Origin of the sequence: Qipengyuania pacifica, assembly GCF_019711555.1 — a bacterium.
In the GTDB taxonomy this organism is placed as follows: domain Bacteria; phylum Pseudomonadota; class Alphaproteobacteria; order Sphingomonadales; family Sphingomonadaceae; genus Qipengyuania; species Qipengyuania pacifica.
The window spans coordinates 157,489-182,641 of record NZ_JAIGNQ010000002.1 but is presented as its reverse complement, the minus strand read 5'-3'; the positions used below and the strand labels follow the sequence as shown (position 1 = coordinate 182,641).

Below are 25,153 nucleotides of genomic sequence, written 5' to 3'. Positions count from 1 at the left end.
GCCTTCGAGGCAGCGCATGGCGGCGCTGTGTCAATGAGCAAGCGCAGATCGAAGACCTTTCTGACGGACTGGATCCGCCGGCATATGCCGACGCGCGAACAGATGGCTGAAAACAAGTATTTGCAGCCCATTGCTCACCGCTTTCTGACGCCGGAACTCTGGCGCTTCACGCGCCGCAGCGTCCCGCGCGGCGTGGCGCTCGGCATTTTTGCCGGCTTCATCATTCCGGTGGGGCAGATATTCCTTGCCGCTTTCATGTCCTTGCCCGCACGTGCGAACGTGCCGTTGTCGGCGCTGGTCACTTTCATCACCAATCCGCTGACCTTTCCCTTCTGGGCCGTGGTGGCGAACAAGCTGGGTGTGTTCATTCTCAAGGTGGATCTGGCGGCGACGGGCGGCGCTGCTCAGGACGAGATGACCAGCGGCCGCTGGTCGTGGTTCGTCAATCTGTTCGAAGGGGTGGGCGTGACGGTTCTGGTGACCATTTTCGGCTTCGTCGTCCTCGCCATCGTCGGCGCGTCGATCGGCTATGTGCTGGCGAGCATCGGGTGGCGCATCATCGTGGCCCGCAAGCGCAAGCGCCGTCTGCGCGCAATGGAGCGTCGCCTTGAAGAACGCCAGAGCAAAGATGGCGAGGCATGAAAGTGCAGGACGACAATCCGATAACCCGCCTTCCACCTGCTCCACTGATGTTGGGAGTCGTGGCGGCCTGCATCATTTCCATCGGATTGGTGTGGCTGGTCGGCCAGCAATCGGTGGTGGCGCTGGCGTATGGCGGCGCGCTGATTGCGATCTTGCTGATGCTGCTGCTGGCCGCTCGTCTCAAGACCGACCCTGCCGAGACGCAGATGCTGCAACCCGACTGGTCCGTCACCAGTGCAGCAATCGAAACCCGGCACCGCGCCATTGCGATTGTCGATCGCGCCAACCGGCTGGTGTGCGCCAATTCCACATATGAAGGATGGTTCGACGGAATTTCCGCTCCGTACGAACTGGCAATGGATCCGGCGTCGCGCGAAGCTGCATCGGAGGCGGCGCGGAGTGCGTGGAGAGACGGACGGGCCGAGGTTCCTGTTGTCCGGCTGTCCAGCGGCGACATGGAATATCGCCTGCGTATCGAGCGCAGTGGGCGGGGCGAGGCCTATCTGGTCTGGCGCTTCGACGAAATTCGTACGCAGCGCAGTTACGATGGCCTGTCCGAACGGTTGGCCGGTCCATTGGGCGAAGTATTGTCGCGCGCAGGCGTGGAGGTTGCGCTGGTGGCACCCGACGGCATTGTGCAGACGACCACGCCGGGTCTGGCAGAACGGGCCACCGGCAGTCGCGAAAATGCAGTCGGCGGGCTGGAGTTCGTGCAATTGCTCCGATCCGACGACCGCGACCGGATTTTCTTCGCCAGGGAAGGGCAGCAGGGTTCGCCCCAGACGCTGATCCATGTGCCGCTGGACATCGCGAACGCTTCGAAAATGAGCGATGCGGATGAAACGCCGTCCATCATGCTGTTGCTGGACAGTACCGTGGGCATAGGCGGCGGCTGGGAAAGCACGGGCAAGGCGGCGATACCGCAACTCGAAGCACTTCTGTCGGCGCTGCCTCTGGGCCTTGCGCTTACCGACCGCGACGGACGCTTTCTGTTTGCTAACAAGGCATTCCTGCGTGCGGTCGAACGCGAGACGTCCGGCCTGCCGCAGTTTCCATCCGATCTGGTCGTGCGCGAGGACAAGGCTGCGATGGCTGACACCGTCCGCCGCTTTGCAAAAGGGGCGACGGCCAGCGGCGACATGGCTGTGCGGCTTGGCAACAACAAGGACGAACCGGTCTCGATCGGTCTGGCCGGGGTGCGCGGGCTGGGCGATGCGGCGGTGCTTCTATCCATTTCGGACTCTTCGGAAGAAAAGCGGTTGCGGCGTCAGGTGGCCCAGGCGACCAAGATGCAGGCGGTCGGCCAGCTTGCAGGCGGCGTTGCACACGATTTCAACAATGTGCTGACGGCCATTATCGGTTACTGCGATCTCATGCTGCTGCGTCATACGCCGGGCGACAGCGATTACGACGACATCCAGCAGATCAAGGCCAATTCGAACCGGGCGGCCAGCCTCACCCGGCAGTTGCTCGCCTTCAGCCGCCAGCAGACGCTGCGCCCCGTAGTTCTGCAATTGCCCGACGTGGTCAGTGAAGTGAGCCAGCTTCTGAAGCGGCTAATGGGCGAGAAGATTGAGTTCTCGGTTCGCCACGATCGAGAGCTCGGTTCGGTTCGCGCCGATCCCCAGCAGTTGGAGCAGGTTATCATCAACCTGGCTGTAAATGCCCGCGATGCGATGCAAGCCTATGCGTCGAAGCGGGGCAAGCAGGACTGGAAGGGCCGCCTGACTCTGGCCACACGCCGGGTTTCCGCCCGCGACGTGCGCAAGATGGGCATCGATATCATGCCGGCCGACGATTACACGGTCATGATCGTCCAGGACACCGGCGGCGGGATCCCGGACGAGCATCTCAACAAGATATTCGAGCCTTTCTTCACGACCAAGGAGCAGGGGAAGGGGACCGGGCTCGGGCTTTCCACTGTGTACGGTATCGTCAAGCAGTCGAATGGCTTCATTTTCGCCGATAATGTGCAGGGCCCAGATGGCACCCCGATCGGTGCCCGCTTCACCGTTTACCTCCCGGTCCACAAGGGCGAACTGCCCGCCATCATGCGCGCCGACGAACCGGAAGAGCAGAAGGCATCCGAATGGTCTGCAGGCGGCAAGCTGCTGCTGGTCGAGGATGAGGACATGGTGCGCGCCGTCGCCGAACGGGCGCTGGTGCGCGCAGGCTATACGGTGACCACCGCTTCCGATGGCGAAGAGGGGCTGGGTATCGTGGCCAATGGCGATACGCAATTCGACCTGATCGTTTCGGATGTCGTCATGCCGGCAATGGATGGCCCTGCCATGGCGCGCGCGATTCGAAACGTTCGCGCTCACGTGCCCATCCTGTTCATGTCGGGCTATGCGGAAGAACAGCTGCGCAATGAAATCGACATTGAGAACATGTACTTCATACCCAAACCTTTCAGCGTACAGCAGATCAACGCGAAAGTGGCAGAAGTGCTGAGCGCCCAGCGCAAGTAGCCTAGGCAGCGTTACGCTGCCGATTGAAAGACAACGGAAAAAACTTTCGTTCTCCACTTGTTCTTTTGGAACAAAGCCGATACATCACGCGTCAGTTGAAGAGTCAATACCGGCTCTGGCCAAGCGCAGGAGGTAATGTCATGGCGGCAAGTCTGAAGCTCGTAGAGGACAAGAAAGTGGACGCAGACCGTCAGAAGGCATTGGATGCCGCGCTTGCGCAGATCGACCGCGCATTCGGCAAGGGTTCGGCGATGAAGCTGGGCCAGAAGGAAGCGATGAATGTGGAGGCCATCTCCACCGGATCGCTCGGTCTGGACATCGCCCTTGGCGTGGGCGGTCTGCCCAAGGGGCGCGTAATCGAAGTGTATGGCCCGGAAAGTTCGGGCAAGACCACGCTGGCGCTTCACGTAATCGCAGAAGCCCAGAAGGCGGGCGGCACCGCTGCCTTCGTCGATGCGGAACATGCGCTCGATCCGGTCTATGCCAAGAAGCTTGGCGTGGACATTGACGAATTGATCGTGTCGCAGCCGGATACGGGCGAGCAGGCGCTGGAGATCACCGACACGCTGGTTCGGTCCAATGCGATCGACGTGCTGGTCGTCGACTCCGTCGCAGCGCTCGTTCCGCGCGCCGAAATCGAAGGCGAGATGGGCGATAGCCACGTTGGCCTTCAGGCCCGTCTGATGAGCCAGTCGCTGCGGAAACTGACCGGTTCGATCAACCGCTCCAAGTGCATGGTGATCTTCATCAACCAGCTGCGCATGAAGATCGGCGTGATGTACGGCAATCCGGAAACCACCACTGGCGGCAATGCGCTCAAATTCTATGCGTCGGTTCGCCTGGACATCCGCCGCACCGGCCAGATCAAGGATCGCGACGATATCATCGGCAATGCGACCCGCGTGAAAGTGGTCAAGAACAAGGTGGCGCCGCCGTTCAAGCAGGTCGAATTCGACATCATGTATGGCGAAGGCATTTCCAAGATCGGCGAAATTCTCGATCTCGGCGTAAAGGCAGGCGTGGTCGAAAAGTCGGGCAGCTGGTTCAGCTATGACAGTGTCCGGATCGGTCAGGGGCGTGAGAACGCCAAGACCTTCCTGAAGGAAAATCCAGAGATGTGTACCAAGTTGGAAGCCGCAATTCGTGGCCGAACCGACGAGGTCGCCGAAGAGATGATGACCGGCCCGGACGCGGACGAGGACTGAATTCTCTTCAAGCGGGAACACGCCGATCCAGCATCCCCCGGATCAGCGCGCTAGCCGGACTGTCCCCCGGCGTTCCCGAAAAAACGGAAAGCCGGTGTGCGCCGCTTCATGGCCACACCGGCTTTTCCGTATGGGATTGGTATCCGCTTCGATCCGGACCTAGTGTAGGTGCGAATCGCACGACAGGAGAGCCGCGTGACAGTCACCATCCACCATCTCAACAACAGCCGTTCTCAGCGCATCTTGTGGTTGCTGGAGGAACTTAACACGGATTACGACATCGTGCCGTATCAGCGCGATGCCGAAACCAACCTCGCCCCGCCCGAACTCAAGCAGGTCCACCCCTTGGGCAAGTCGCCGCTGATCGAAGATAATGGTCTGCAAGTGGCTGAAAGTGGTGCGATCATCCAGTATCTTTGCGAGCGTCACGGTGGAGGCAGTTGGCTGCCGGAAGCTGATACGGAAAACCATGTCCGCTATCTCGAATGGATGCAGTTTGGCGAAAGTAGCTTCTTCGTGCCCGTCATGCTCAAATTGTACACCGGGCGGCTCGGTGACGCGGCGGCTGCCCTGGCCCCCCGCATCGACGAGCAGCTTGCCGCGCATGTCCAGTTTGCGGAGGATAACATTTCAGACGATCTCCATTTCGTCGGCAATGACTGGACGGCGGCCGATGTAATGATGAGCTTTCCTGCCGAAATCGCGATCATGCAGGGATATGGTGACAAGGCGCCCAAGCTGGCCCGCTTCGTCGAGGCTATCCATGCCCGTCCGGCGTGGCAGCGCGCCCGGGAACGGGGCGGCGCATACTTCATGTGGTGAGCGTTACGGCGCGGTCCGTCCTGCCTTCCAGCAAACGCGTTTGCTCTGCCAGTGTCACGAAAGGTGTTGCATTCGCCATGACGGTAATCCGAATGAGCCCGGACAGGGAGTTTGGGCAGGTTCTTCAGCAACACTTTAGCCCTATAAGGCAGCCGGATAATCAGATTGCTGCGGGAATGATCGATGACTGAGACACGTACGGCATTGGTGACCGGGGCTGCCGGATTCATCGGTTATTTCACCTGTCTCCGCCTCCTCAAGGATGGCTTCCGTGTCATCGGTATAGACTCGCTTTCCGATTACTATGATCCCGAGCTGAAGCGACGCCGGCAGCAAGGTTTGCTTCAGCACCAGAGCTTTTCCGTGGTGAATGAGCCGATCGAGACGCCGGGACTGCTCGCCGATCTCTTCGCACGACACGCGCCGGATATCGTGGTCCATCTCGCGGCGCAGGCTGGCGTTCGCTATTCGATCGACAACCCGCGCAGCTATCTTGAAAGCAATCTCGTGGGGACGTTCGAACTGCTCGAAGCCGCGCGGTGGAACCCGCCACAGCACATGCTGCTCGCGTCAACGTCTTCCGCTTATGGCGCCAATACGGAGATGCCGTATCGCGAAACGATGAAGGCGGACCACCAGATGTCCTTCTACGCCGCGACCAAGAAAGCGACCGAGGCGATGGCGCACAGTTATGCGCATCTCTACGATTTGCCGGTGACGATGTTTCGTTTTTTCACGGTTTATGGTCCGTGGGGCCGGCCCGACATGGCCTTGTTCAAATTCACCAAGGCAATGCTGAATGGCGAGGCGATCGACGTCTACAATAATGGCGAGATGATGCGCGACTTCACCTATGTTGAGGATCTGGTCGAGGCTGTTCGTCGCCTTATCGATGCACCCCCAATCCGGGTAGACCGCCCGCAGGACGTCGATGCAAACGACAGTCTTTCCCCTGTGGCGCCATGGCGGATAGTCAACATCGGCAATTCGCAACCGGTGCAACTCGGCGACATGATCGGGGCTATTGAGGAGGCGCTGGGGATAAAGGCGGAGCGTAATCTCATGCCGATGCAGCCCGGCGACGTTCCTGCCACCTGGGCGGATGCAGAATTGTTGCAGTCGCTTACCGGGTATGTCCCCCAAACCGATATTCGCGAAGGCGTGTCGCGCTTTGTTACCTGGTATCGTGACTATTATCGAACGTGAATTCACCGCCATGGGCATATGCCGCCCCGCAAGGTTGCACGCTTCGCGGTGAACGGTGCCATTCTATTTCATAGCTATACACCGCGAACATAGCGACTTTCGAGCGTCCGGCCCCGGTCTATCCGACACCGTCCGCCGGTGCACACCCATCTCATCCACTGCTGATCGCCAGTACCGCACAGTCTGGCTGGGCTTTCACGCTTGTCGCATGCCACGCGATTGCTTACTTGCCTCGCCATGACTTCGACCAACGACATCCGCCGCAGCTTTCTCGACTATTTCGCCTCCCACGAACATGCGGAAGTCGCCAGCGCCCCGCTTGTCCCGTTCAGCGATCCGACGCTCATGTTCGTCAATGCGGGCATGGTCCCGTTCAAGAATGCCTTCACCGGTCTGGAAACGCCGCCGGCGCAACGCGCAACCAGCGCCCAGAAATGCGTTAGAGCAGGCGGCAAGCACAACGATCTCGACAATGTCGGCTACACGGCGCGCCATCATACCTTCTTCGAGATGCTCGGAAACTTCAGTTTCGGGGACTATTTCAAGGAACAGGCGATCGATCACGCCTGGACCCTTCTCACCAAAGAATGGGGCCTCGACCCCGAACGCCTTCTGGTCACCGTTTACCATACCGACGATGAAGCGTTCGATCTGTGGAAGAAACGGACCGGATTTGCGGACGAAAAGATCATCCACATTCCAACCAAAGATAATTTCTGGGCCATGGGTTCCGATGGACCATGCGGTCCGTGCTCGGAGATATTTTACGATCATGGCGATCACATCTGGGGCGGCCCTCCGGGATCGCCCGAGGAAGACGGCGACCGGTTCGTGGAAATCTGGAACCTCGTTTTCATGCAGTACACGCAGGAAAACGACGAGATCGTCGCCGACCTGCCAAAGCCCAGCATCGACACCGGCATGGGGATCGAACGTGTCGCAGCCGTGATGCAGGGCGTGCATGACAATTACGACACAGACACATTCAGGAACCTGATCGCTGCGAGCGAGAGCCTGACAGGCCTAAAGGCCGAGGGGGACCGGACCGCCAGCCACCGCGTCATCGCCGATCACTTGCGTTCGACAAGCTTCCTAATGGCCGACGGTGTACTGCCATCCAACGAAGGGCGCGGTTACGTCCTGCGCCGAATAATGCGCCGCGCCATGCGTCACGCCCACCTTCTCGGGGCGAGCGAACCGTTGATGCACCGACTGGTGCCTGCATTGGTGACGGAAATGGGCCAGGCCTATCCCGAACTCGTCCGCGGCCAGCCGCTGATTCAGGAGGTCCTCGAGCGCGAAGAAACGCAATTCCGCCGCACGCTCGACAAGGGTCTCAAGTTGCTGGATGAAGCAACGGAAGACATGGGTGAAGGCGGCACTCTCGACGGTGAAACCGCGTTCAAGCTCTACGACACCTACGGATTTCCCTATGATCTTACCGAAGATGCGCTGCGCAGCCGCGGTATAGGCGTCAATAAGGACGGTTTCGACGCCGCGATGGCGCAGCAGAAAGCTGCTGCACGCGCAGCATGGAAAGGATCGGGTCAGGCCGCGAACGAAGAGGTCTGGTTCGATATTGCCGAACGTGAGGGCTCGACAGAGTTCACCGGTTACAGCTCTACGACCGGGGAAGCCGCCGTCGTCGCCATCGTCAAGGATGGCGCCGAGGTACAATCGGCTGGGGAAGGTGACGAAGTCGTCATCCTGACCAATCAGACTCCGTTCTATGGCGAAAGCGGCGGTCAGACCGGCGATGCCGGTCGTATCTGGACACCCGAGGGCCTGGAATTTTCGGTCGAGACGACGAACAAACCTCTCGGTCGTCTGCACTCGCACGCCGGCACCATCACCAAGGGAACGGTCAAGATCGGCGATGCCGTCCATCTCGAGGTGGATGGCGATCGTCGCGATCGTATCCGCGCGAACCATTCGGCGACCCATCTGTTGCACGCTGCGCTGCGTAACCGGCTTGGTGGACATGTGACACAGAAGGGCTCGCTCGTATCCGATGATCGGTTCCGGTTCGATTTTTCCCATCCCAAGCCACTGAGCGAGGAAGACATCGCTGCGGTGGAAGCCGAGGTGAATGAGGAAATTCGCGCCAACGAACAGGTCGGTACACGTCTGATGACGCCTGACGATGCGGTTGCGGCCGGGGCGCTTGCGCTGTTCGGCGAAAAGTATGGCGACGAGGTGCGCGTACTTTCCATGGGCCGCAAGGGCGGGGAAGGGCGCAATTACTCCGTGGAGCTATGCGGAGGTACGCATGTGAAGGCGACCGGCGATATCGGCATCTTCAAGGTTGTATCGGAAAGTGCGGTCAGCTCTGGCGTGCGTCGCATAGAAGCGCTGACCGGCGAGGCTGCACGCCAATGGCTGGTAGCGCGCGACGAAGCGGTTCGCGCGATCGCAAGCGCGTTGAAAACGTCGCCAGACGACGCCCGCACACGCGTCATGGCACTTATCGAAGAGCGTAAAAGGCTGGAAAAGGATCTGGCCGAGGCGAAACGCGCGCTGGCGCTTGGCGGTGGCGGTGCTGCAGACGTCGCAGCAGCCGATGAGGACATTGGCGGTGTAACGTTCTCCGGTCAGGTCATTGCAGGCCTCGATCCGAAGGAGCTTCGCCCATTGCTCGACCAGGCCAAGAACCGAATGGGTTCGGGTGTGGCGGCGATTTGCGCGGTCAACGATGGCAAGGGCGCCTTCGCGGTGGCGGTCACGGACGACCTCACCGACCGCCTCAGCGCTGTCGATCTGGTGCGCGCTGGGGTTGAGGCTCTGGGTGGCAAGGGCGGCGGTGGCCGCGCCGACATGGCCCAAGGTGGCGGTCCGGATGGCTCGAAAGCCGATGCAGCACTCGACGCCGTGCGCCAAGCACTAGCCAAAGTCTCAGCCTAACGGTCGAAATGCTGGTATAGAGCGCGTAGTTCGCGCTCGATCGCCGCTACTTCGGCCGTATCATTCAGGCTCGATCGAGACTGGGCAACGTTTTGCAGACGCTCCGCCAAGACAGTGGCTTTGTCGCGCAGTTCAGCCTTGTCTGTCATCTCATGCGCCCGCTGTGCAAGGAAGTTCAGGTCTGCGAGCGGCCGCATGGCGAGAAATGCGTCGACCATGGGGCCGAGCAGCGCCTGATCATTGCGCCAGTCGTTACCGGCAAACAGGTACTGGACGACGTGCTGGCCCGCACCAAAGCATTCGAACCGGATACAGCCTGCAAAACCTTTCTCGGCCCGATGCTCGTAAATGGTGCAGAGACCGTTCCCGCCAAGCTTGGGGCATGGTTCGCCAGCAGATTTGATGGCGGAGAATCCGGGCATGTCTTCGGAAGGGTAGGCGATGCAGCATAGCGCTGCACAGCGACCGCAGTCCGAGCGCGTTTCCAGCACTGCAGGCATGGGTCAGCGTTCCGATGTACTGGTGCGTAGCTTGGGCTTGTAGGTCAACGCCCCTTCAAGCTCGATCTGTTCGCGGAATTCGTCGCGCTTTTCATGAATGGATGCAATCACCGGCCCCATCGCGACCCCGATATCGATGAGCACGGCCTCGGAAAGCTGGAGCGAACTCTCCAGCGTTTCCGGCACGGCATGACTGGCTCCTGCGCGATAGAGTTCGGCAGCGTGCGAACTGTCGCGAGCGCGGGCCACGATCAGCAGGTCAGGGTATGTCTTGCGCAGTTTAGCCACCAAGCGCTGTGCCAGAACCGGCTCGTCCATGGTGAGCACCAGAGCGAGGGCATTCTCGATCCCGAGCTTGTCGAGCGCGTCGGCACGAGACGCATCTCCGAAAGCCGCGCGGATGCCCTCGCGCTTGGCGTTGGCAATGAGGTCGGCGTTCGAGTCGATTGCGATGTAGGGCTTGTCATGCGCTTCCAGCATCCGCGCGATCAGCTGGCCGACACGGCCCGCGCCGACGATGATGACGCGCGGCTTGTCCATATCTTCTGCAGGCAGTTCGGGTATCGGCTCGATACGCCGCCCGATGATCCTGCCGATATGCGCAAGCAAGGGCGTCACTGTCAGGCCGATCGCCGTGACGATCTGCCAGAACTGCGCCGTACCGGGCTGGATCAACAAAGCCGCCGATGCAGCGGAAATGATGATCAGCGTGTCTTCGGACGGGCTGGCCATGAGAATGCCCGTCTCAACTGCCGTACTGCGGCGTGCGCCCATCAGATACAGCAGTGTCGTGGTAATAAGTGCCTTGAGCGTAAGCAGGCAGACGACCGCGATGGCGATTGCGCCGATGTTCTCGAAGATACTGTAGACATTGATCGTCATGCCCACCGTCAGCAGAAATATCCCCAGTGCGAAGCCGCGAAACGGTTCGAGGATATTGGCTACTTCCGGGGAATAATCCGTTTCCGCGATCATCAGCCCCGCCAGGAGCGCGCCCACGATCATCGAGAGGCCGACCATCGAGGTGGCGAGGCTCGCCCCGATCACTACCAGAAGGCTTGCGGCGAGAAATATCTCGGGGCTTTTGGTACGGGCTGCCTGAGCGAAGAGGCGCGGCAGAACGAAGGGTCCTGCTGCGAGCATCAGCACGATGACGACCGCGCCCTTCCACAGCGTGTCGACCATCCCCTCGAATCCGTCCGCCGCGGCATGAGGAGCGAGGGTGCCAAGAAGGAAGATAATGGGAACCAGCGCAATGCCTTCGAACAGCAACATTGACAGCGCCGCTCTGCCAACCGGTGTTCGTGTGCCTGAAATCGGCAGAACTACGGCGGTCGAGGACATGGCCAGAGCCAGGCCAAGCGCCAGGGCCCCGGTCCAGTACTGTCCCAGAATGGACAGGAAAATCGCGATCAGCGATCCGCCGACCAGCAATTCGAGTGATCCAAGGCCGAAGACCAATCGCCGCAATTGCCACAGGCGTTTGTACGAAAGCTCCAGCCCTATTGCGAACAGCAGCAGCACGATGCCGAGCTCGGCAAACGGCTCGAGCCGTTCCGGATCGGTAATCGTGAACCAGGTGAGCCATTCATATTCGGATGTCGCCCGGCCCAGACCGAACGGCCCCACCACGACGCCGACCAGAATGAAGCCGATGATGGGCGTGATCTTGAACCGGGCAAACAGCGGGATCACGATCCCCACGGCACCCAAAATCACCAGTGCATCCGACATCATCGGAGGGATCGCGGTCTCGGCATTCATAAGGCGCGAATGTTTCCTTCGTGTTGAACGCAATGCACTAGCGAGATTGTGCTGGCATCACATAGAGATGGCGCCTGCCGGGTCAGGCGACGTCCGTAACGGGCTTAGCTATGCGCAAGCCACCTGTCAGCCCCGCAATGGCGCGCGGGCTAACCTCCGCCGATGGTGGACGGACCGAGCGGTTCGCGGCGCGGACGCGGCTTGCCCGGGTGCTTGCCATCCTCGTCCCATTCGATGCGGTAGAGGTCGAAACGCCGGTCGGCCAGATTGCGGACCGTCCCTTCGGCGCGCGCCCATTGCAGATCGGCAAGGTTGATGTCGCTGATGGTCAGGGTCTCGACATTCTCGGTCGCTTCGGCTGCGATACCATCGCGTGCGAAGGGGAAATCGCACGGCGTCAGGATACAGCTTTGCGCATACTGAATGTCCATGTTCCCTACGTTGGGTAGATTTCCGACATTCCCGCTGAGCACCACGAAGCACTGGTTTTCGATCGCGCGCGCCTGGCCGCAATAGCGTACCCGCAGATATCCCTGCCGGCTGTCCGTGCAGAAGGGCACGAATATGATGCGCGCACCTTCGTCGGCGAGGCGGCGGCTGAGTTCGGGAAACTCGCTATCGTAACAGATCTGCACGCCGATCGGACCGCAATCGGTCTGGATCACCTCGACCTTGTCGCCGCCCTTGATGTTCCACCAGTACCGTTCGTTGGGTGTCGGATGGATCTTCTCCTGGGCATGCACCGCACCATCTCGCAGGCAGACATAGGCGACGTTATGAATATCGCCATCGTCCATGCGCGTGGGATGCGATCCGGCGATGATATTGATGTTGTAGCGCATGGCCATTTCCGAAATGTCCGTACGCAGCCGAGGCGTATATTCCGACAAGCGCTCGATCGCTTCGACTGGCGAGAGTTCCTTCTCCTCGAAACTCAGCAGCATCAGCGTGAAGAGTTCGGGAAAGACGATGAAGTCGGCTTCGTAATCGCTTGCCACATCGACGAAATATCGGACGTGGCGCATGAATTCATCATAGTCAGCGACCTGCCGCGCCTGGAGCTGGCAGGTGGCCACGCGCACGGCTTCCACGCCGCGGGGCAGGCGCTTCTTCACCGGCTGATCCCGTTCGACGTAAGGGTTGCGCCAGACCATCATCACGGCATTGCTCTGCGAGGCCTTGTCCTCGGGCAGATATCCTTCGAGGATGCGCTCGGGCTCGAAGCCGTTTGCCATCTGAAAGCGCAGGACGGGATCGTGCAGCTTCTTCTCGACCACCTTGTCGAGATAGTCCTGCGGGCCTTCCACGCGGCGGCGGAAGCGGCGATAATTGGGCATGCGTCCGGCAAAGACGATGCCTGTCAGGTCCTTATCTTCGGCCAGCGCCCGGCGCTCTTCATAAAGACGCCGCCCAATACGCACGCCGCGCACCTTGGGGTCGACGCACATTTCATACCCGTAGAGCCAGTCGCCGGTCGGATCGTGGCGGCTGCCGTAACCGTTGCCGGTGATCTCGTCCCAGTCGTGGTCCTGAAAGGCGAGTGCCTCGGCCAGCTGCATCGTCGCGCAATAGCCGACGACCTCATCATCAAGCAGGGCGACGAAGCACCCTTCGCGGAAATTGTTGATCTGCCCGCGGATCTCGCCATGCGTGTAGGCAGGCATGTCCTCGTAAACGCGGCGCACCAGATTGGCGATGCCGGGAATGTCCTTGATCTTGGCATTGCGGATATCGAGCCGCTTCTGTCCGAATTTCTCCGGACCCTTGCGTTTCACACTGCGCTTTTTGGTAGGCTGCTTGGCCATTGTATCCCCGTGTCAGATTTCTGGCATCAACGTTCAGTGTGAACGCGTTTCGCGAAGCGCGGTTTCGTGCCGATTTCGTGGTTGGCGATACGGCGCGCAGCGCGCTACGGCAACAGTCCTCGCACGAGCATCGCTGGCCGCCCTAGGGTCCGGGAAGGATGCGGATCGTGGGCGATTGTGAAAGAGAGACAGGCGGAATGGTGAAACATGACGTGGTCGTTGTCGGGGGAGGGCCGGCGGGGATGATGGCGGGCCTCCTGCTGGCCCGGGCTGGTGTCGACGTTCTGGTGCTGGAGAAGCATGCCGATTTCTTCCGCGATTTCAGGGGCGATACGGTACATCCTGCAACAATGGAGATCCTCGATCAGCTCGGCTGGCTGGATGAATTCTTGCGTCTCCCGCACAACCGGGTCGATAGTGCCGAGTTCACTTGGGAAGACCGGACCTACAGTCTGGCCGACTTCTCCCATCTACGCACGCCGGCTCCTTTCATCGCCATGATGCCGCAATGGGACCTGCTCGACTTCCTGCGTGATAAAGCACGAGCTTTTCCCGGCTTTCATCTCGCGATGTGCGAGGAGGTTACCCAGCTTGCGCAGGAAGGCGGGCGTGTCACCGGTGTCGTTACCGCAGCTGGCGAGGAATTTCATGCTCGAAGGCTTGTCGTCATGGCAGACGGCCGATCCTCTCTGGTTCGTCGCAAGGGTCTCCTGCCCCTGCATGATCTTGGCGCGCCGATCGATGTCCTGTGGTTCAAGGTGCCCAAGAGCGTTTCCGGCAGCCGACTACGCGGACAGATAAAGGGCGGACACATGCTCGTTCTGTTCGAACGCGGCGATTACTGGCAATGCGCCTTCGTCATCGCCAAGGGGCAAGCGGCGCGCATGATGACACAGCCGATTGCGGGCGTGCGCGCGCTGGTCGCCGCCGCGGCGCCGGATCTGCCCGATCTGGAACGCGCACTGTCGGACTGGGACCAGGTCAAATTGCTCAGCGTGTCGCTCGATCGGCTGGAAAAGTGGTATCTGCCGGGGTTGCTGGCAATTGGCGATGCGGCGCACGCAATGAGCCCGGTCGGCGGCGTGGGTATCAATCTGGCCATTCAAGACGCCGTCTGCGCGGCCAATGTCCTGGCCGCACCGCTAGCCGCGGATCGCGATATCGATCACCTTCTGAGCAAGGTCCAGGCGAGGCGCGAACTGCCAGTACGCGTCGTTCAGGGCGTGCAGAAACTGGCGCACGAGGTGGTAATCGAACCAATCCTGAAAAGTCAGGACGGCAAGCCCCGCGAAGCGCCCTTGCCGCTAAGGCTTGCCGATCGGTTCAGCCGCTTGCGACGTCTGCCTGCGCGTCTCATCGGGTATGGTTTCCGGCGTGAACGCCTGACAGCGCCATACGCGGCGGAACATGCAGGCTGATACGAAAAACCCCCGTCCCGAAGGACGAGGGCTCTTCAAATACTCAGTTGCGGTGGGGACTTAGCCCCAATTCGCCATTTCCTTCTCAAGGTTCTCGACAATCGCTTCGAAGAACTGTTCGGTGGTCATCCAGCTCTGGTCCGGACCGATAAGAAGCGCAAGATCCTTGGTCATCTTGCCGCTTTCGACAGTCTTGATGCAGACACGTTCCAGCGTTTCCGCGAACTTCACGACGTCCGGCGTATTGTCGAAACGACCGCGATAGATAAGGCCGCGCGTCCAGGCGAAGATGCTGGCGATCGGGTTGGTCGATGTAGCCTTGCCCTGCTCGTGCTGGCGATAGTGACGGGTAACGGTGCCGTGGGCAGCTTCCGCTTCCACCGTCTTGCCATCGGGCGTCATCAGGACCGACGTCATCAGGCCGAGCGAACCGAAGCCCTGCGCGACCACGTCCGACTGCACGTCGCCGTCGTAGTTCTTGCAGGCCCAGACGAACTTGCCGCTCCACTTGAGTGCCGATGCGACCATGTCGTCGATCAGGCGGTGCTCGTACGTGATCTTCGCTTCAGCGAACTTGTCCTTGAATTCATTGTCGAACACTTCCTGGAACAGGTCCTTGAAGCGGCCGTCGTATTTCTTGAGGATCGTGTTCTTGGTCGACAGGTACACCGGCCATTTGCGATCAAGTCCATAGTTCATGCAGGCCCGCGCGAAGTCGCGGATGCTGTCGTCGAGGTTGTACATCGCCATGGCGACGCCCGAACTCTGGAATTCGTAAACGTCGAGGTCGATGTTCTCGCCATTTTCGCCTTCGAAAACCAGGCGCAGTTTGCCGGCGCCGGGGATCAGCGTATCCTTGGCGCGATACTGGTCGCCGAATGCGTGACGGCCGACAACGATCGGGTCGGTCCAGCCCGGCACCAGGCGCGGAACATTGTCGATCACGATGGGTTCACGGAAGACCACGCCGCCCAGAATGTTGCGGATCGTGCCGTTCGGGCTGACCCACATTTTCTTGAGGCTGAATTCTTCGACGCGTGCCTCGTCCGGTGTGATGGTGGCGCATTTCACGCCCACGCCGTGTTCCTTGATGGCGTGGGCGGCGTCGACCGTGATCTGGTCTTCCGTCTCGTCACGCTTTTCGATGGAGAGATCGTAATATTTCAGATCGACGTCGAGGTAGGGCAGGATCAGCCGTTCGCGGATCCACTGCCAGATGATTTTCGTCATTTCGTCGCCGTCGAGCTCGACGATCGGGTTCGCAACCTTGATCTTGGCCATGGGTATCCTGTTCGTTCGAATTGAGGTTGCGCGCGCCATAGCAGAGCGCGGGGAGAGGGCAAGGGAGGGGGCAGGATAGACTTCGGTTGCTAGCGCGGAGAAGGCCGGGCTTGCTCCATGTGCAACCCATCTGGCGTGGGACCAGGCGATAAAAATGCTTTGGCTGGACGTTGTCTGCATGCTCAGAGCCTTGCCCTGACGGTTTCTAAACTCGATAGTAACCATCGCAGCATAGGGTTTGCGGGCACTTCCAATCACCTGAATGATCAGATCTAACTAGGCGACGCATGACTATTGTTCCGGTAATTCTATGTGGCGGAAGCGGCACTCGGCTCTGGCCGCGAAGCCGGAAGGCGATGCCGAAACCCTTCCTGCCGCTTGTTGGCGAGAGAACGCTTTTCGAAGCGACACTTCATCGCTGTGCCGATCCCGAGGTGTTTGCCCGCCCGATCGTGGTTACAGGTGTAGAACATGTCGAACATGTCGAAGCGCAGTCCGCCCCCGGCACTGCAATCATCGTCGAACCGGAAGCGAAGAATACTGCAGCAGCGATCGCGCTGGCGGCATATCGGCTGCCGAAAGACGCCATAATGCTCGTTTGCCCGAGCGATCATCACATTGCCGATTTACAGGCGTTTACCGATGCGGCCACGAGCGCAGCGTCGCTGGCGAGCGATGGCTGGCTCGTCGCTTTCGGTATCGAGGCGAGGAAGCCGGAAACCGGATTTGGATATATCAAATGCGGCGCACGGCTTGGTGATCGTTCCTACCGTGTAGAACGGTTCGTGGAAAAGCCGGACCTCGCGACAGCTAGGTCTTTTCTCGCGCAAGGCGATTACCGCTGGAATGGGGGTTTGTTCGCGTTCGTCGCAGGGAAATTTATCGAAGAACTGGCGTCGCATCGACCGCAAATTGCCGCCTTGGTCGAGCAGGCGGTTCTCAGTGGCCGCGACGAAGGCGGTCACTTTCATCCGGATGCGGGGGCGTTTTCCAAGGTCAGCGGCGAAAGCATCGACTATGCAGTGATGGAGAATACCGACAGGGCCGCGGTGGTGCCGGTTGATATGGGGTGGTCGGACATCGGCAACTGGGTTGCGCTGCGTGAAGCATGCGCCAGCGATGACAATGGGAATGTCGCGCCGAGTTCGGCGGAATTGATCGATTGCCGCAATGTGATGGTTGAAAGCGACGGCCCGCGCGTATCGGTCGTTGGGCTGGAGAATGTCACTATTGTCGTTTCGAACGGCGAAATACTGGTGACGAGCGATGCTGGGGCGCAAAAAGTGGGCAATCTGGCGGGTGCAAAAAATCAGTAATGCCCCCTTGCGATTGAGCGGATTTTTTCCCGTGAATCTTTTTGAAGATCGCCGACTATCCCACTTATAACGAGCGTATAATTGGGTGAGGCACTTGGGTCCGTCTTTTCTCGACGGTCCATGCCTTATGATCGATAGATCCTGCTTATAAGCTCTGTGGTTGGCGTCTTGTTCGGGATGTCGGGCCAAGGCAATCGACAGCGCACATCTGGAATATCGCTCTTGATCGAATGATGGATCGGTGAGAACATAAGTGGAACATTGGTTAGGCCGATTCGTATCCACTTGATGTCACATGCTCAGAATATCTCACCGCCTCAAAACACTCCTCTGGCTGGGAGAGTGGACGCTCTGCGTGCTTCGGAACTTCCCGTTGCCCTGGGGAATGGCGCAGACGAATGGTCCCCTGATCTGCAGCTTCCGCATTCCATGTGGGAAATCTTCGGCAGCATGGACGATGTCGCCGGTGACGCGCTGGCACTTGCTTTCGCTCAGAAACATTGTGCTGCCGGCGGCGAAGGCTGGCGGTGGCTGTGGGTTCAGGATGCTCGCAGCACCCGATCTTCGGGGCGCCCGTTTCTTCATGGCCTGCCGCCACTGTTGCGCAGCGGCTTCATTCATGTCGAGGCAGGCGGTGCGGCCGATGCCTTATGGGCAATGGAAGAAGGCGTAAGATGCGGCGAGCTGTCCTTCGTCATCGGCGAGATCGTGGGCGATCCCAAGGTGCTCGATTTCACGGCTATCCGTCGGCTCGTGCTGACGGCGGAACGCAATGGCGTGATGCTTTACCTGTTGCGCCGGGAAGGCTTTGCGAATCTTTCGGCTGCCCGATTGCGCTGGCGGGTTACCGCTGCGCCTTCGGCATTGCACCGCTGGAACAGTATGGCACCCGGCGTGCCGCGCGTGCGCGCCGAATTGTTTCGCGGACGCGGCCTGAGGCCCGGGCAGTTTTGGCTCGAACATGGCGTGGGCTCGCATGAACCGGATCATAGTCTCGTTGTGGTTCCCGACCTTCGCGATCGACCGGTGGAGCCGGATTACCGCGCAACAGGGTGAGGAAGACGATCTGCGACAGCCCATCGTGCTGGTGAGCGACACGGCGCATGGTCCCGTCATCGATGCCGTCAGCCGGATGGCCATGGCTGCTGGTGCGCAGTCCGGCATGCGCCTGGCCGATGCGCGAATGCTGGCACCCGAACTGGTGGCCATTCCATTCGATCACGAAGGCAACCAGCGCACGTTGGGAAAGCTGGCGCTTGCAACGCAGCGCTGGGGCCCCTGGAGCATGGTGGACGGTTACGATGGCATATTGCTCGATAGTTCGGGCAGTGCACATCTGTTTGGTGGCGACGGTCCGATGCTGACGAGGATTGAAACGTTTTTTCTGAGGCAAGGTTATCAATGCCGTATCGCCTGTGCGCCCAATAGCGGAGCCGCCTGGGCGCTTTCCCACTATGCCGAGAATCGTTCGGCCATCACCATGCCGGACGATCTGCCTGAAGCGCTTGCGCCTCTGCCTGTTGCTGCCCTGCGGTTCAATTCGGAAACCAGACTGTTGCTGGCCCGGCTCGGGCTGAAAACCGTTGGCGACTTGATGGAAGTTCCGCGTGAAAGTCTCGTCCGGCGCTTCCGCAATCGTCGTTCCGCCGAAGCCAATCCCCTGGTCAGGCTCGATCAGGTGCTGGGGCGTAAGCATGAGCCGCTCGTCCCGCTTATCGAGCACCCACCATTCGGGGCAGAGCGCCGACTTGCCGAGCCGATCCTTCACCTTGAGCCGCTGCAGCATATCGTGGGCGATATTACGCATGACCTCATGCGTATCCTGGAACAGGCCAAACATGGCGTGCGCAGACTATCGCTGCGTCTGTGGCGGGTGGATGGCGAAGATATGTACCGAACGCTCGAGCTGGCTTCGCCGTCACGCGATCCCGATCATATCATTCGTCTGTTCGCACAGCGGCTGGACGACGTTGAAGCCGGGTTCGGCATCGATCAGATCAGATTGACTGCAATATGGACCGAGCCGCTGGATGGCGCACAGGATACGCTCGACAAGCCCGATACCAGCGGCACGGCGCTACCGGTTCTGATCGACAGGCTGGTTACGCGCTTGGGCAGGGACAGGGTAGCACAATTTGTTCCGCGTAGCAGCCATTGGCCTGAACGCTCACAGCGGGTGGCAGCGCCCGGCGAAACGAGCGCCGCAATGCAATATGATCTCGGTTTCAACCAGCGCCCGCTCAAGCTGCTGGCCCGTGCCGAGCCGATCAGTGTCATCTATGCCACTCCCGAAGGTCTGCCCCGGCGCTTTCGCTGGCGCGGCGGGCTGCACGTTATTGTAAAGGCGGAAGGGCCGGAGCGGATAGCACCCGAGTGGTGGAGACAGCGGGCGAATGCGCGATTGCGTGATTATTACCGGATCGAGGACGAGGCCGGGCGCCGTTACTGGATCTATCGCAATGGCCTGATCGGTGACGGGCGAGGTGGGCCGCCCGACTGGTATCTGCATGGATTTTTCGCCTGATGCCCGATCAGCCGCTCACCCCTGACCGCCGAACGCTTGCTCGCTTTTCCGACAAGGAATTCGTCGGCAACCCCCGTGCGCAATTCGTCGAGCTGGGGATCACCAGCTGCTTCTCATTTCTACGCGGCGCGTCCGATGCGGTGGATCTGGTCCTGACCGCATTCGCGCAAGGGTACGATGCCATCGGCATCGCCGATCGCAATACGCTGGCGGGGGTGGTGCGCATCCATACCGAAGCCAAGACGGCCCGGATGCGTCCGGTTATCGGATGCCGGATCGTGACTGTTGAGGGCTGGCATTTTCTCGCCTATCCGACCGACCGCGCCGCCTACGGACGGCTTACCTCGCTGCTGTCCAGGGGCAAGATGCAGACTCTGGAAGGGAAATGGCAGGACAAGGGCGAGACGCATATCGATCTCGCAATGCTGGCCGACCACGCAGAAGGCATACAGCTGATCCTTATCCCCCCGGACGTTCTCGACGAGCGGTTTATGGCTGAATTGCGCAAGCTTGCCGTACAGCTGCCGACACTCCGGCATCTTGCCGCCGCCTATCTCTACTCTGGCGACGACATTGCGCGTATCAACCAGCTCGATACGCTGGCGCGAAGCACCGGCCTTACCATCCTTGCCACCAATGACGTGCACTATCACGCCCGCGACCGGCGGCCCTTGCAGGATGTGATGACCTGCATCCGCGAAAAGACGACGATCGATGGTGCGGGCCTTTTGCTTGAGGCAAATGCGGAACGTCACCTCAAACCGCCGGAAGAAATGGTCCACCTGTTTGCCGAATGGCCCCATGCCATTGCCGCGGCACGTGACGTGGCCGATGCGAGTACATTCGACCTTGAGGAACTGTGTTATGAATACCCGGACGAGCCGATCCCCAAGGGCCGTTCGCCGGATGCGTATCTTGCCGAACTGGCCCGGCAGGGCGCACAGGCCCGTTACCCTCGTGGTGTTCCGGCCAAGGTAACACGCCTGATCGATTATGAGCTCAATTTGATCCGTAGGCTCGGCATCGCACGCTACTTCCTGACCATCAGGGACATCGTCGATTTTGCGCGGACCCGGGATCCGCCGATCCTGTGCCAGGGACGCGGCAGCGCGGCAAACTCCGCCGTCTGCTACTGTCTTGGCATTACGGCTGTCGACCCGGACGAGCACGAATTGCTGTTCGACCGCTTCATCTCCGAAGAGCGCAAGGAGCCACCGGACATAGACGTCGATTTCGAACACGAACGGCGCGAGGAGGTCATTCAGCATATTTATGATCGCTACGGTCGTCACCGCGCCGGGCTGTGCGCAACAGTAATTCATTACCGTCCGCGTATGGCCATTCGCGAAGTCGGTAAGGTTATGGGACTGTCCGAAGATACCACGAGCGTGCTCGCGCGGACCGTCTGGGGCAGCTATGGGCGAGAAATTGCAGAAAAGCATGCGCAAGAAGCCGGGCTTGATATGCGTGATCCCCACTTGCGCCGTGTTCTGAAGCTGACTGAGCAGATGATTGGCATGCCGCGCCATCTTTCGCAGCACGTAGGCGGTTTCATCCTCACCCAGGGCCCGCTGGTCGAAACCGTGCCAATCGGCAATGGTGCCATGCCGGATCGCAGTTTCATCGAATGGGACAAAGACGATATAGACGCCCTGGGCATTCTGAAGATCGACGTTCTGGCGCTGGGGATGCTGACCTGTCTGCAAAAGGGTTTCGACCTGCTGCGCGATCATCATGATCGTGATCTGACGCTGGCGACCGTCCCGCGCGAAGATGCCCGTGTTTACGACATGCTGGTGAAGGGGGACAGCCTGGGCGTCTTCCAGGTGGAAAGCCGCGCGCAGATGAACATGTTGCCGCGCTTGAAGCCGCGCCAGTTTTACGATCTCGTCATTCAGGTGGCGATCGTACGTCCCGGCCCGATCCAGGGGGATATGGTACATCCCTATCTCAAACGGCGGCGGAAGGACGAAGCCGTGGTCATCCCAAAGCCATCCCCCCTTCATGGCCCGCCGAATGAACTCTCATCGATTCTCGATCGCACTTTGGGCGTGCCGATTTTCCAAGAGCAAGCGATGAAAATCGCGCTTGATGCCGCAAAATTTTCCAGCACCGAGGCAAATCAGCTTCGCAAGGCGATGGCGACCTTCCGCAGCCGCGGCATGGTCGATGAATTACAGGACAAGATGGTCGGTCGGATGATCGCTCGTGGCTATGACCCGGACTTTTCAGAGCGCTGCTTCAACCAGATACGCGGTTTTGGAGAATATGGGTTTCCGGAAAGCCATGCGGCCAGTTTTGCCCATCTCGTCTACATTTCAAGCTGGATGAAATGCCATTATCCGGCTGCGTTTGCCTGTGCATTGCTCAATTCACAGCCGATGGGTTTTTATGCCCCTGCGCAAATCGTACGCGATGCGCAAGAGCATGGCGTGGAAGTACATGCGGTTGATGTCAACGAAAGCCACTGGGACAACACACTCGAGCAGTGGGAAGATAAATCTCAACCACCCATGCGGTTGGGGTTTCGCCAGATCGACGGACTGACGGAGGTATCGGCCGCGCGGCTGGTTGCGGCACGCGATGCAGGAGGTCCGTACGATAGTGTTGTCGAACTGCGGGAGCGTACGAAGCTTTCGCCCGGCGTTATCGAAAGGCTTGCTGCCGCGGACGCGTTTCGCTCCATGGGGCTCGATCGGCGACAGGCGTTGTGGGATGCGCGCGCACTCAAATCGGTAGACGATCTGCCTTTGTTCACTGCGACCGCTGTTCGCGACGAAGGGGCGGAAATCGCGCATCATATGTTGCCGCTGATGCCATTATCCGAACATGTCGTAGCCGATTACCAGACCGCCCGATTGAGCCTGAAAGCGCATCCCATGCAATTTTTACGCAACGGGATGCATGATCGCGGGGTTACCGCAAACGCCGATCTGCGTCGGAAAAATTTCCGTAGCCGGGTGAAGGTGGCCGGTGTCGTGCTGATCCGCCAACGCCCCGGCAGCGCCAAAGGGGTGTGTTTCATCACCTTGGAGGATGAGACGGGGGTTGTGAACCTCGTGGTGTGGCCGGATGTGATGGAGCGATATCGCAAGGTCATAATGAGTGCGCGACTGATGGAGGTTACCGGCAGGGTAGAGATGGACGACGAGGTGCTCCACGTCATTGTATCGCATATAGACGATGCGACCTGGCGATTAACCGAATTGAGTGATGACCTGATCGCACCCCAGATGTCGCGAGCCGACGAAGTTAATCGGCCCTTGCGAACCATGAGCGCGGCAAAGCGCAAGGTCGAGATATCACCCGGTCCGGGGAATGCCGATAGTGCATCTCACCAAGCAAGAGGAGCGTTGCGTGCGCCGCGGCCGTCGCATCCCCGCAACGTCCGCATCCTGCCCAACAGCCGCGATTTTCACTAGCCGGTGATCAACCGCGGCCGATGCTGGTGTAGGCAAATCCCATGTCGCGCATATCAGCCGGCCTGTAGATGTTGCGTAAGTCGACCATGACCGGCGATTTCGCCAAATCCATGACGCGCTTCAGATCGAGCGCGCGGAATGCATCCCATTCGGTAACGATTGCGATGGCATCGGCGTCTGCAATAGCGGCATACGGGTCTGTGACCATTTCCACCTCTGGCATCAGCGGTTTGGCCTGTTCCATGCCTTCCGGGTCATATGCTGCCACATGCACGCCCGCGTCGGTGAGGGTCTGCGCAACCGCGATCGCTGGCGAATCCCGCATGTCATCGGTGTTCGGTTTGAAGGTCAGGCCCAGGAGAGCGACCTTTTTCCCACGCGCGTCGTTCAACCCGCCAATCGCGTCGAGCACCTTGCGGCCCATCGCGCGCTTGCGGCTCTCGTTCGCCTTGACCACCGACTCAACGATCCGGGTGGGGCTGTCGTAATCCTCCGCCGTCTTGAGCAGCGCGAGCGTATCTTTCGGGAAACATGATCCGCCATAGCCGGGGCCAGCGTGAAGGAATTTCGAACCGATGCGATTATCCATTCCAATGCCACGGCTCACGTCCTGCACATTCGCGCCAACTTTCTCGCACAGATCGGCCATTTCGTTGATGAAAGTGATCTTGGTGGCAAGGAATGCATTCGCCGCATATTTGATGAGTTCGCTCGTGCGGCGCCCCGTGAAAAGGATCGGCGATTCATTGAGGAACAAGGGGCGGTAGACTTCACTCATGATTTCGCGCCCGAAATTGTCTTCTGCACCAATCACAATACGGTCGGGGCGTTTGAAATCGCCAATTGCCGCACCCTCGCGCAGGAACTCAGGATTGGAAACTACCGCGATGCGGTGCGGTGTCCCGCTGTTCTTGAGAATCCGCTCAACCTCGTCCCCAGTGCCGACGGGTACGGTGGATTTGGTCACGACCACGGCGTCGCCAGCCAGATGCTCGCCAATCTCCTCGGCCACGGCGTAAACGAAGGAAAGGTCCGCATGACCATCGCCGCGCCGGCTAGGAGTGCCGACAGCGATGAAGATGGCGTTGGCGCCCTTGATCCCTTCGGCCAGACTTGCAGTGAATGTCAGGCGCCCGGCCTTCGCGTTCGACGTTACCAGATCGGCGAGACCCGGCTCATAAATCGGCATGACACCGTCATTCAGACGATCGATCTTCGACTGGTCCTTGTCGATGCAAACCACGTCGTGACCGAAATCGGCAAAACATGCTCCTGAAACCAGGCCCACATAACCCGAGCCCACCATTGCAATCTTCATATTCTCACCTTGCTCGAAGCTGTAACCTGCCGGCCCTTCAAGATCCTGACCAATTTCCCGCGCAATGCCCTGCTTACATATACAGCACAACAGCCTTATCACAGGCCGAGACTCCTTTGCTCACAAGCCCTTTGCATAAGCAATCGGATCAGCTAAGAGCGCGGCATGATATATTGTCACGCTAAAGGTCGAGGCTTAGCGCGCGGTGGACCCCGCTCGCCATCTCACCTTTGGTGTGCGTTGCTCGCGCTTTTCGTATTAGCGCAGAGTTTCATCGTCCAAACCCATTTCCACGAAGCCGTCGAAGTCACCGCGCGCATGCAAAGTGCCATTGTCGCGCCGATACAGAAAGAACGGGACGACGACAGCCGATACGCCGCCCAGGATAGCTGCGCGATTTGCCGGGAGACGGGACAGTCGGGCACCTATCTACTGCCCCCTGCAATACTGTTCTCTGCAGTGGAAACGAAAGAGCATTGGTCGCGCTGGCTGCCGATTGGCGAGTTTCGTTTACCTACGCCGCCTGTCGGATGGTTGGGGCGTGCCCCACCTCAGTAA

At 59.8% G+C, this 25,153-nt stretch carries 16 protein-coding genes; 11 read left to right on the top strand and 5 right to left on the bottom strand.

What is annotated here, in order from left to right; genetic code table 11:
- Positions 1 to 33 precede the first annotated feature (33 nt).
- The 6 genes from K3177_RS06075 to alaS all read left to right on the top strand — a co-directional run bounded on the left by K3177_RS06075 (position 34) and on the right by alaS (position 9,247).
- Positions 34 to 642, top strand: coding sequence for a DUF2062 domain-containing protein (locus tag K3177_RS06075; RefSeq protein WP_221597576.1), 609 nt, complete (start codon positions 34 to 36; stop codon positions 640 to 642).
- Positions 639 to 3,113 carry a hybrid sensor histidine kinase/response regulator gene (locus K3177_RS06070; RefSeq protein WP_221597575.1) on the top strand — a complete coding sequence of 825 codons (2,475 nt, stop codon included), beginning with the start codon at positions 639 to 641 and terminating at the stop codon, positions 3,111 to 3,113. The genes K3177_RS06075 and K3177_RS06070 overlap by 4 nt, the downstream gene beginning before the upstream one ends.
- A gap of 140 nt (positions 3,114 to 3,253) precedes the next feature.
- Entirely contained in the window at positions 3,254 to 4,318 is a 1,065-nt protein-coding gene (gene recA, locus K3177_RS06065; RefSeq protein WP_103023260.1) for a recombinase RecA, read from the top strand.
- A 195-nt stretch (positions 4,319 to 4,513) separates the two neighbouring features.
- Positions 4,514 to 5,140, top strand: a complete 627-nt coding sequence (locus tag K3177_RS15525; protein ID WP_221597574.1) for a glutathione S-transferase family protein — start codon at positions 4,514 to 4,516, stop codon at positions 5,138 to 5,140.
- 183 nt (positions 5,141 to 5,323) lie between these two features.
- Positions 5,324 to 6,346, top strand: coding sequence for an NAD-dependent epimerase/dehydratase family protein (locus K3177_RS06055; RefSeq protein WP_221597573.1), 1,023 nt, complete (start codon positions 5,324 to 5,326; stop codon positions 6,344 to 6,346).
- 237 nt (positions 6,347 to 6,583) lie between these two features.
- Positions 6,584 to 9,247 carry an alanine--tRNA ligase gene (gene alaS, locus K3177_RS06050; protein ID WP_221597572.1) on the top strand — a complete coding sequence of 888 codons (2,664 nt, stop codon included), beginning with the start codon at positions 6,584 to 6,586 and terminating at the stop codon, positions 9,245 to 9,247.
- Here alaS and K3177_RS06045 read toward each other — a convergent pair.
- From K3177_RS06045 to K3177_RS06035, 3 genes are all read right to left on the bottom strand, one after another.
- Positions 9,244 to 9,747, bottom strand: coding sequence for a YkgJ family cysteine cluster protein (locus tag K3177_RS06045; RefSeq protein ID WP_221597571.1), 504 nt, complete (start codon positions 9,745 to 9,747; stop codon positions 9,244 to 9,246). The two genes, alaS and K3177_RS06045, sit on opposite strands and share 4 nt — an antisense overlap.
- 3 nt (positions 9,748 to 9,750) lie before the next feature.
- Positions 9,751 to 11,511 (bottom strand): cation:proton antiporter domain-containing protein, encoded by a 1,761-nt coding sequence (locus K3177_RS06040; RefSeq protein ID WP_234003109.1) that lies wholly within the window; start codon positions 11,509 to 11,511, stop codon positions 9,751 to 9,753.
- A gap of 149 nt (positions 11,512 to 11,660) precedes the next feature.
- Positions 11,661 to 13,316, bottom strand: coding sequence for a carbon-nitrogen hydrolase family protein (locus tag K3177_RS06035; RefSeq protein WP_196846356.1), 1,656 nt, complete (start codon positions 13,314 to 13,316; stop codon positions 11,661 to 11,663).
- Between the two features lie 167 nt (positions 13,317 to 13,483).
- Between K3177_RS06035 and K3177_RS06030 the strand changes: the two genes are divergently transcribed.
- Positions 13,484 to 14,734, top strand: coding sequence for an FAD-dependent oxidoreductase (locus K3177_RS06030; RefSeq protein ID WP_345725361.1), 1,251 nt, complete (start codon positions 13,484 to 13,486; stop codon positions 14,732 to 14,734).
- Between the two features lie 60 nt (positions 14,735 to 14,794).
- On the opposite strand, the gene K3177_RS06025 is transcribed toward K3177_RS06030, so the two are convergent.
- Positions 14,795 to 16,015 (bottom strand): NADP-dependent isocitrate dehydrogenase, encoded by a 1,221-nt coding sequence (locus tag K3177_RS06025; RefSeq protein ID WP_221597570.1) that lies wholly within the window; start codon positions 16,013 to 16,015, stop codon positions 14,795 to 14,797.
- A 287-nt stretch (positions 16,016 to 16,302) separates the two neighbouring features.
- Here K3177_RS06025 and K3177_RS06020 point away from each other — a divergent pair, with 287 nt between their 5' ends.
- The 4 genes from K3177_RS06020 (at position 16,303) to K3177_RS06005 (ending at position 23,277) form a co-directional block, all read left to right on the top strand.
- A complete protein-coding gene (locus K3177_RS06020) occupies positions 16,303 to 17,331 on the top strand; it encodes a mannose-1-phosphate guanylyltransferase (protein ID WP_221597569.1) in 1,029 nt (342 codons plus the stop codon).
- 342 nt (positions 17,332 to 17,673) lie between these two features.
- Positions 17,674 to 18,387, top strand: coding sequence for an ImuA family protein (locus K3177_RS06015; protein WP_221597568.1), 714 nt, complete (start codon positions 17,674 to 17,676; stop codon positions 18,385 to 18,387).
- The gene (locus K3177_RS06010; protein WP_221597567.1) at positions 18,308 to 19,855 is read left to right on the top strand and encodes a DUF6504 family protein; all 1,548 of its coding nucleotides are present in this window, start codon (positions 18,308 to 18,310) and stop codon (positions 19,853 to 19,855) included. Before K3177_RS06015 ends, K3177_RS06010 begins: the two co-directional genes overlap by 80 nt.
- Complete coding sequence (locus K3177_RS06005) at positions 19,855 to 23,277, top strand: error-prone DNA polymerase (RefSeq protein ID WP_221597566.1); 3,423 nt, start codon at positions 19,855 to 19,857, stop codon at positions 23,275 to 23,277. Before K3177_RS06010 ends, K3177_RS06005 begins: the two co-directional genes overlap by 1 nt.
- Positions 23,278 to 23,284: 7 nt before the next feature.
- On the opposite strand, the gene K3177_RS06000 is transcribed toward K3177_RS06005, so the two are convergent.
- A complete protein-coding gene (locus K3177_RS06000; protein WP_221597565.1) occupies positions 23,285 to 24,595 on the bottom strand; it encodes a UDP-glucose dehydrogenase family protein in 1,311 nt (436 codons plus the stop codon).
- Between the last annotated feature and the right edge of the window lie 558 nt (positions 24,596 to 25,153).

Coding starts and splice junctions, on each gene's coding strand:
- K3177_RS06075 (WP_221597576.1), top strand. CDS start 34: ATGAGCAAGCGCAGATCGAAGACCTTTCTGACGGACTGGATCCGCCGG.
- K3177_RS06070 (WP_221597575.1), top strand. CDS start 639: ATGAAAGTGCAGGACGACAATCCGATAACCCGCCTTCCACCTGCTCCA.
- recA (WP_103023260.1), top strand. CDS start 3,254: ATGGCGGCAAGTCTGAAGCTCGTAGAGGACAAGAAAGTGGACGCAGAC.
- K3177_RS06055 (WP_221597573.1), top strand. CDS start 5,324: ATGACTGAGACACGTACGGCATTGGTGACCGGGGCTGCCGGATTCATC.
- alaS (WP_221597572.1), top strand. CDS start 6,584: ATGACTTCGACCAACGACATCCGCCGCAGCTTTCTCGACTATTTCGCC.
- K3177_RS06045 (WP_221597571.1), bottom strand. CDS start 9,747: ATGCCTGCAGTGCTGGAAACGCGCTCGGACTGCGGTCGCTGTGCAGCG.
- K3177_RS06040 (WP_234003109.1), bottom strand. CDS start 11,511: ATGAATGCCGAGACCGCGATCCCTCCGATGATGTCGGATGCACTGGTG.
- K3177_RS06035 (WP_196846356.1), bottom strand. CDS start 13,316: ATGGCCAAGCAGCCTACCAAAAAGCGCAGTGTGAAACGCAAGGGTCCG.
- K3177_RS06025 (WP_221597570.1), bottom strand. CDS start 16,015: ATGGCCAAGATCAAGGTTGCGAACCCGATCGTCGAGCTCGACGGCGAC.
- K3177_RS06020 (WP_221597569.1), top strand. CDS start 16,303: ATGACTATTGTTCCGGTAATTCTATGTGGCGGAAGCGGCACTCGGCTC.
- K3177_RS06010 (WP_221597567.1), top strand. CDS start 18,308: ATGAACCGGATCATAGTCTCGTTGTGGTTCCCGACCTTCGCGATCGAC.
- K3177_RS06005 (WP_221597566.1), top strand. CDS start 19,855: ATGCCCGATCAGCCGCTCACCCCTGACCGCCGAACGCTTGCTCGCTTT.
- K3177_RS06000 (WP_221597565.1), bottom strand. CDS start 24,595: ATGAAGATTGCAATGGTGGGCTCGGGTTATGTGGGCCTGGTTTCAGGA.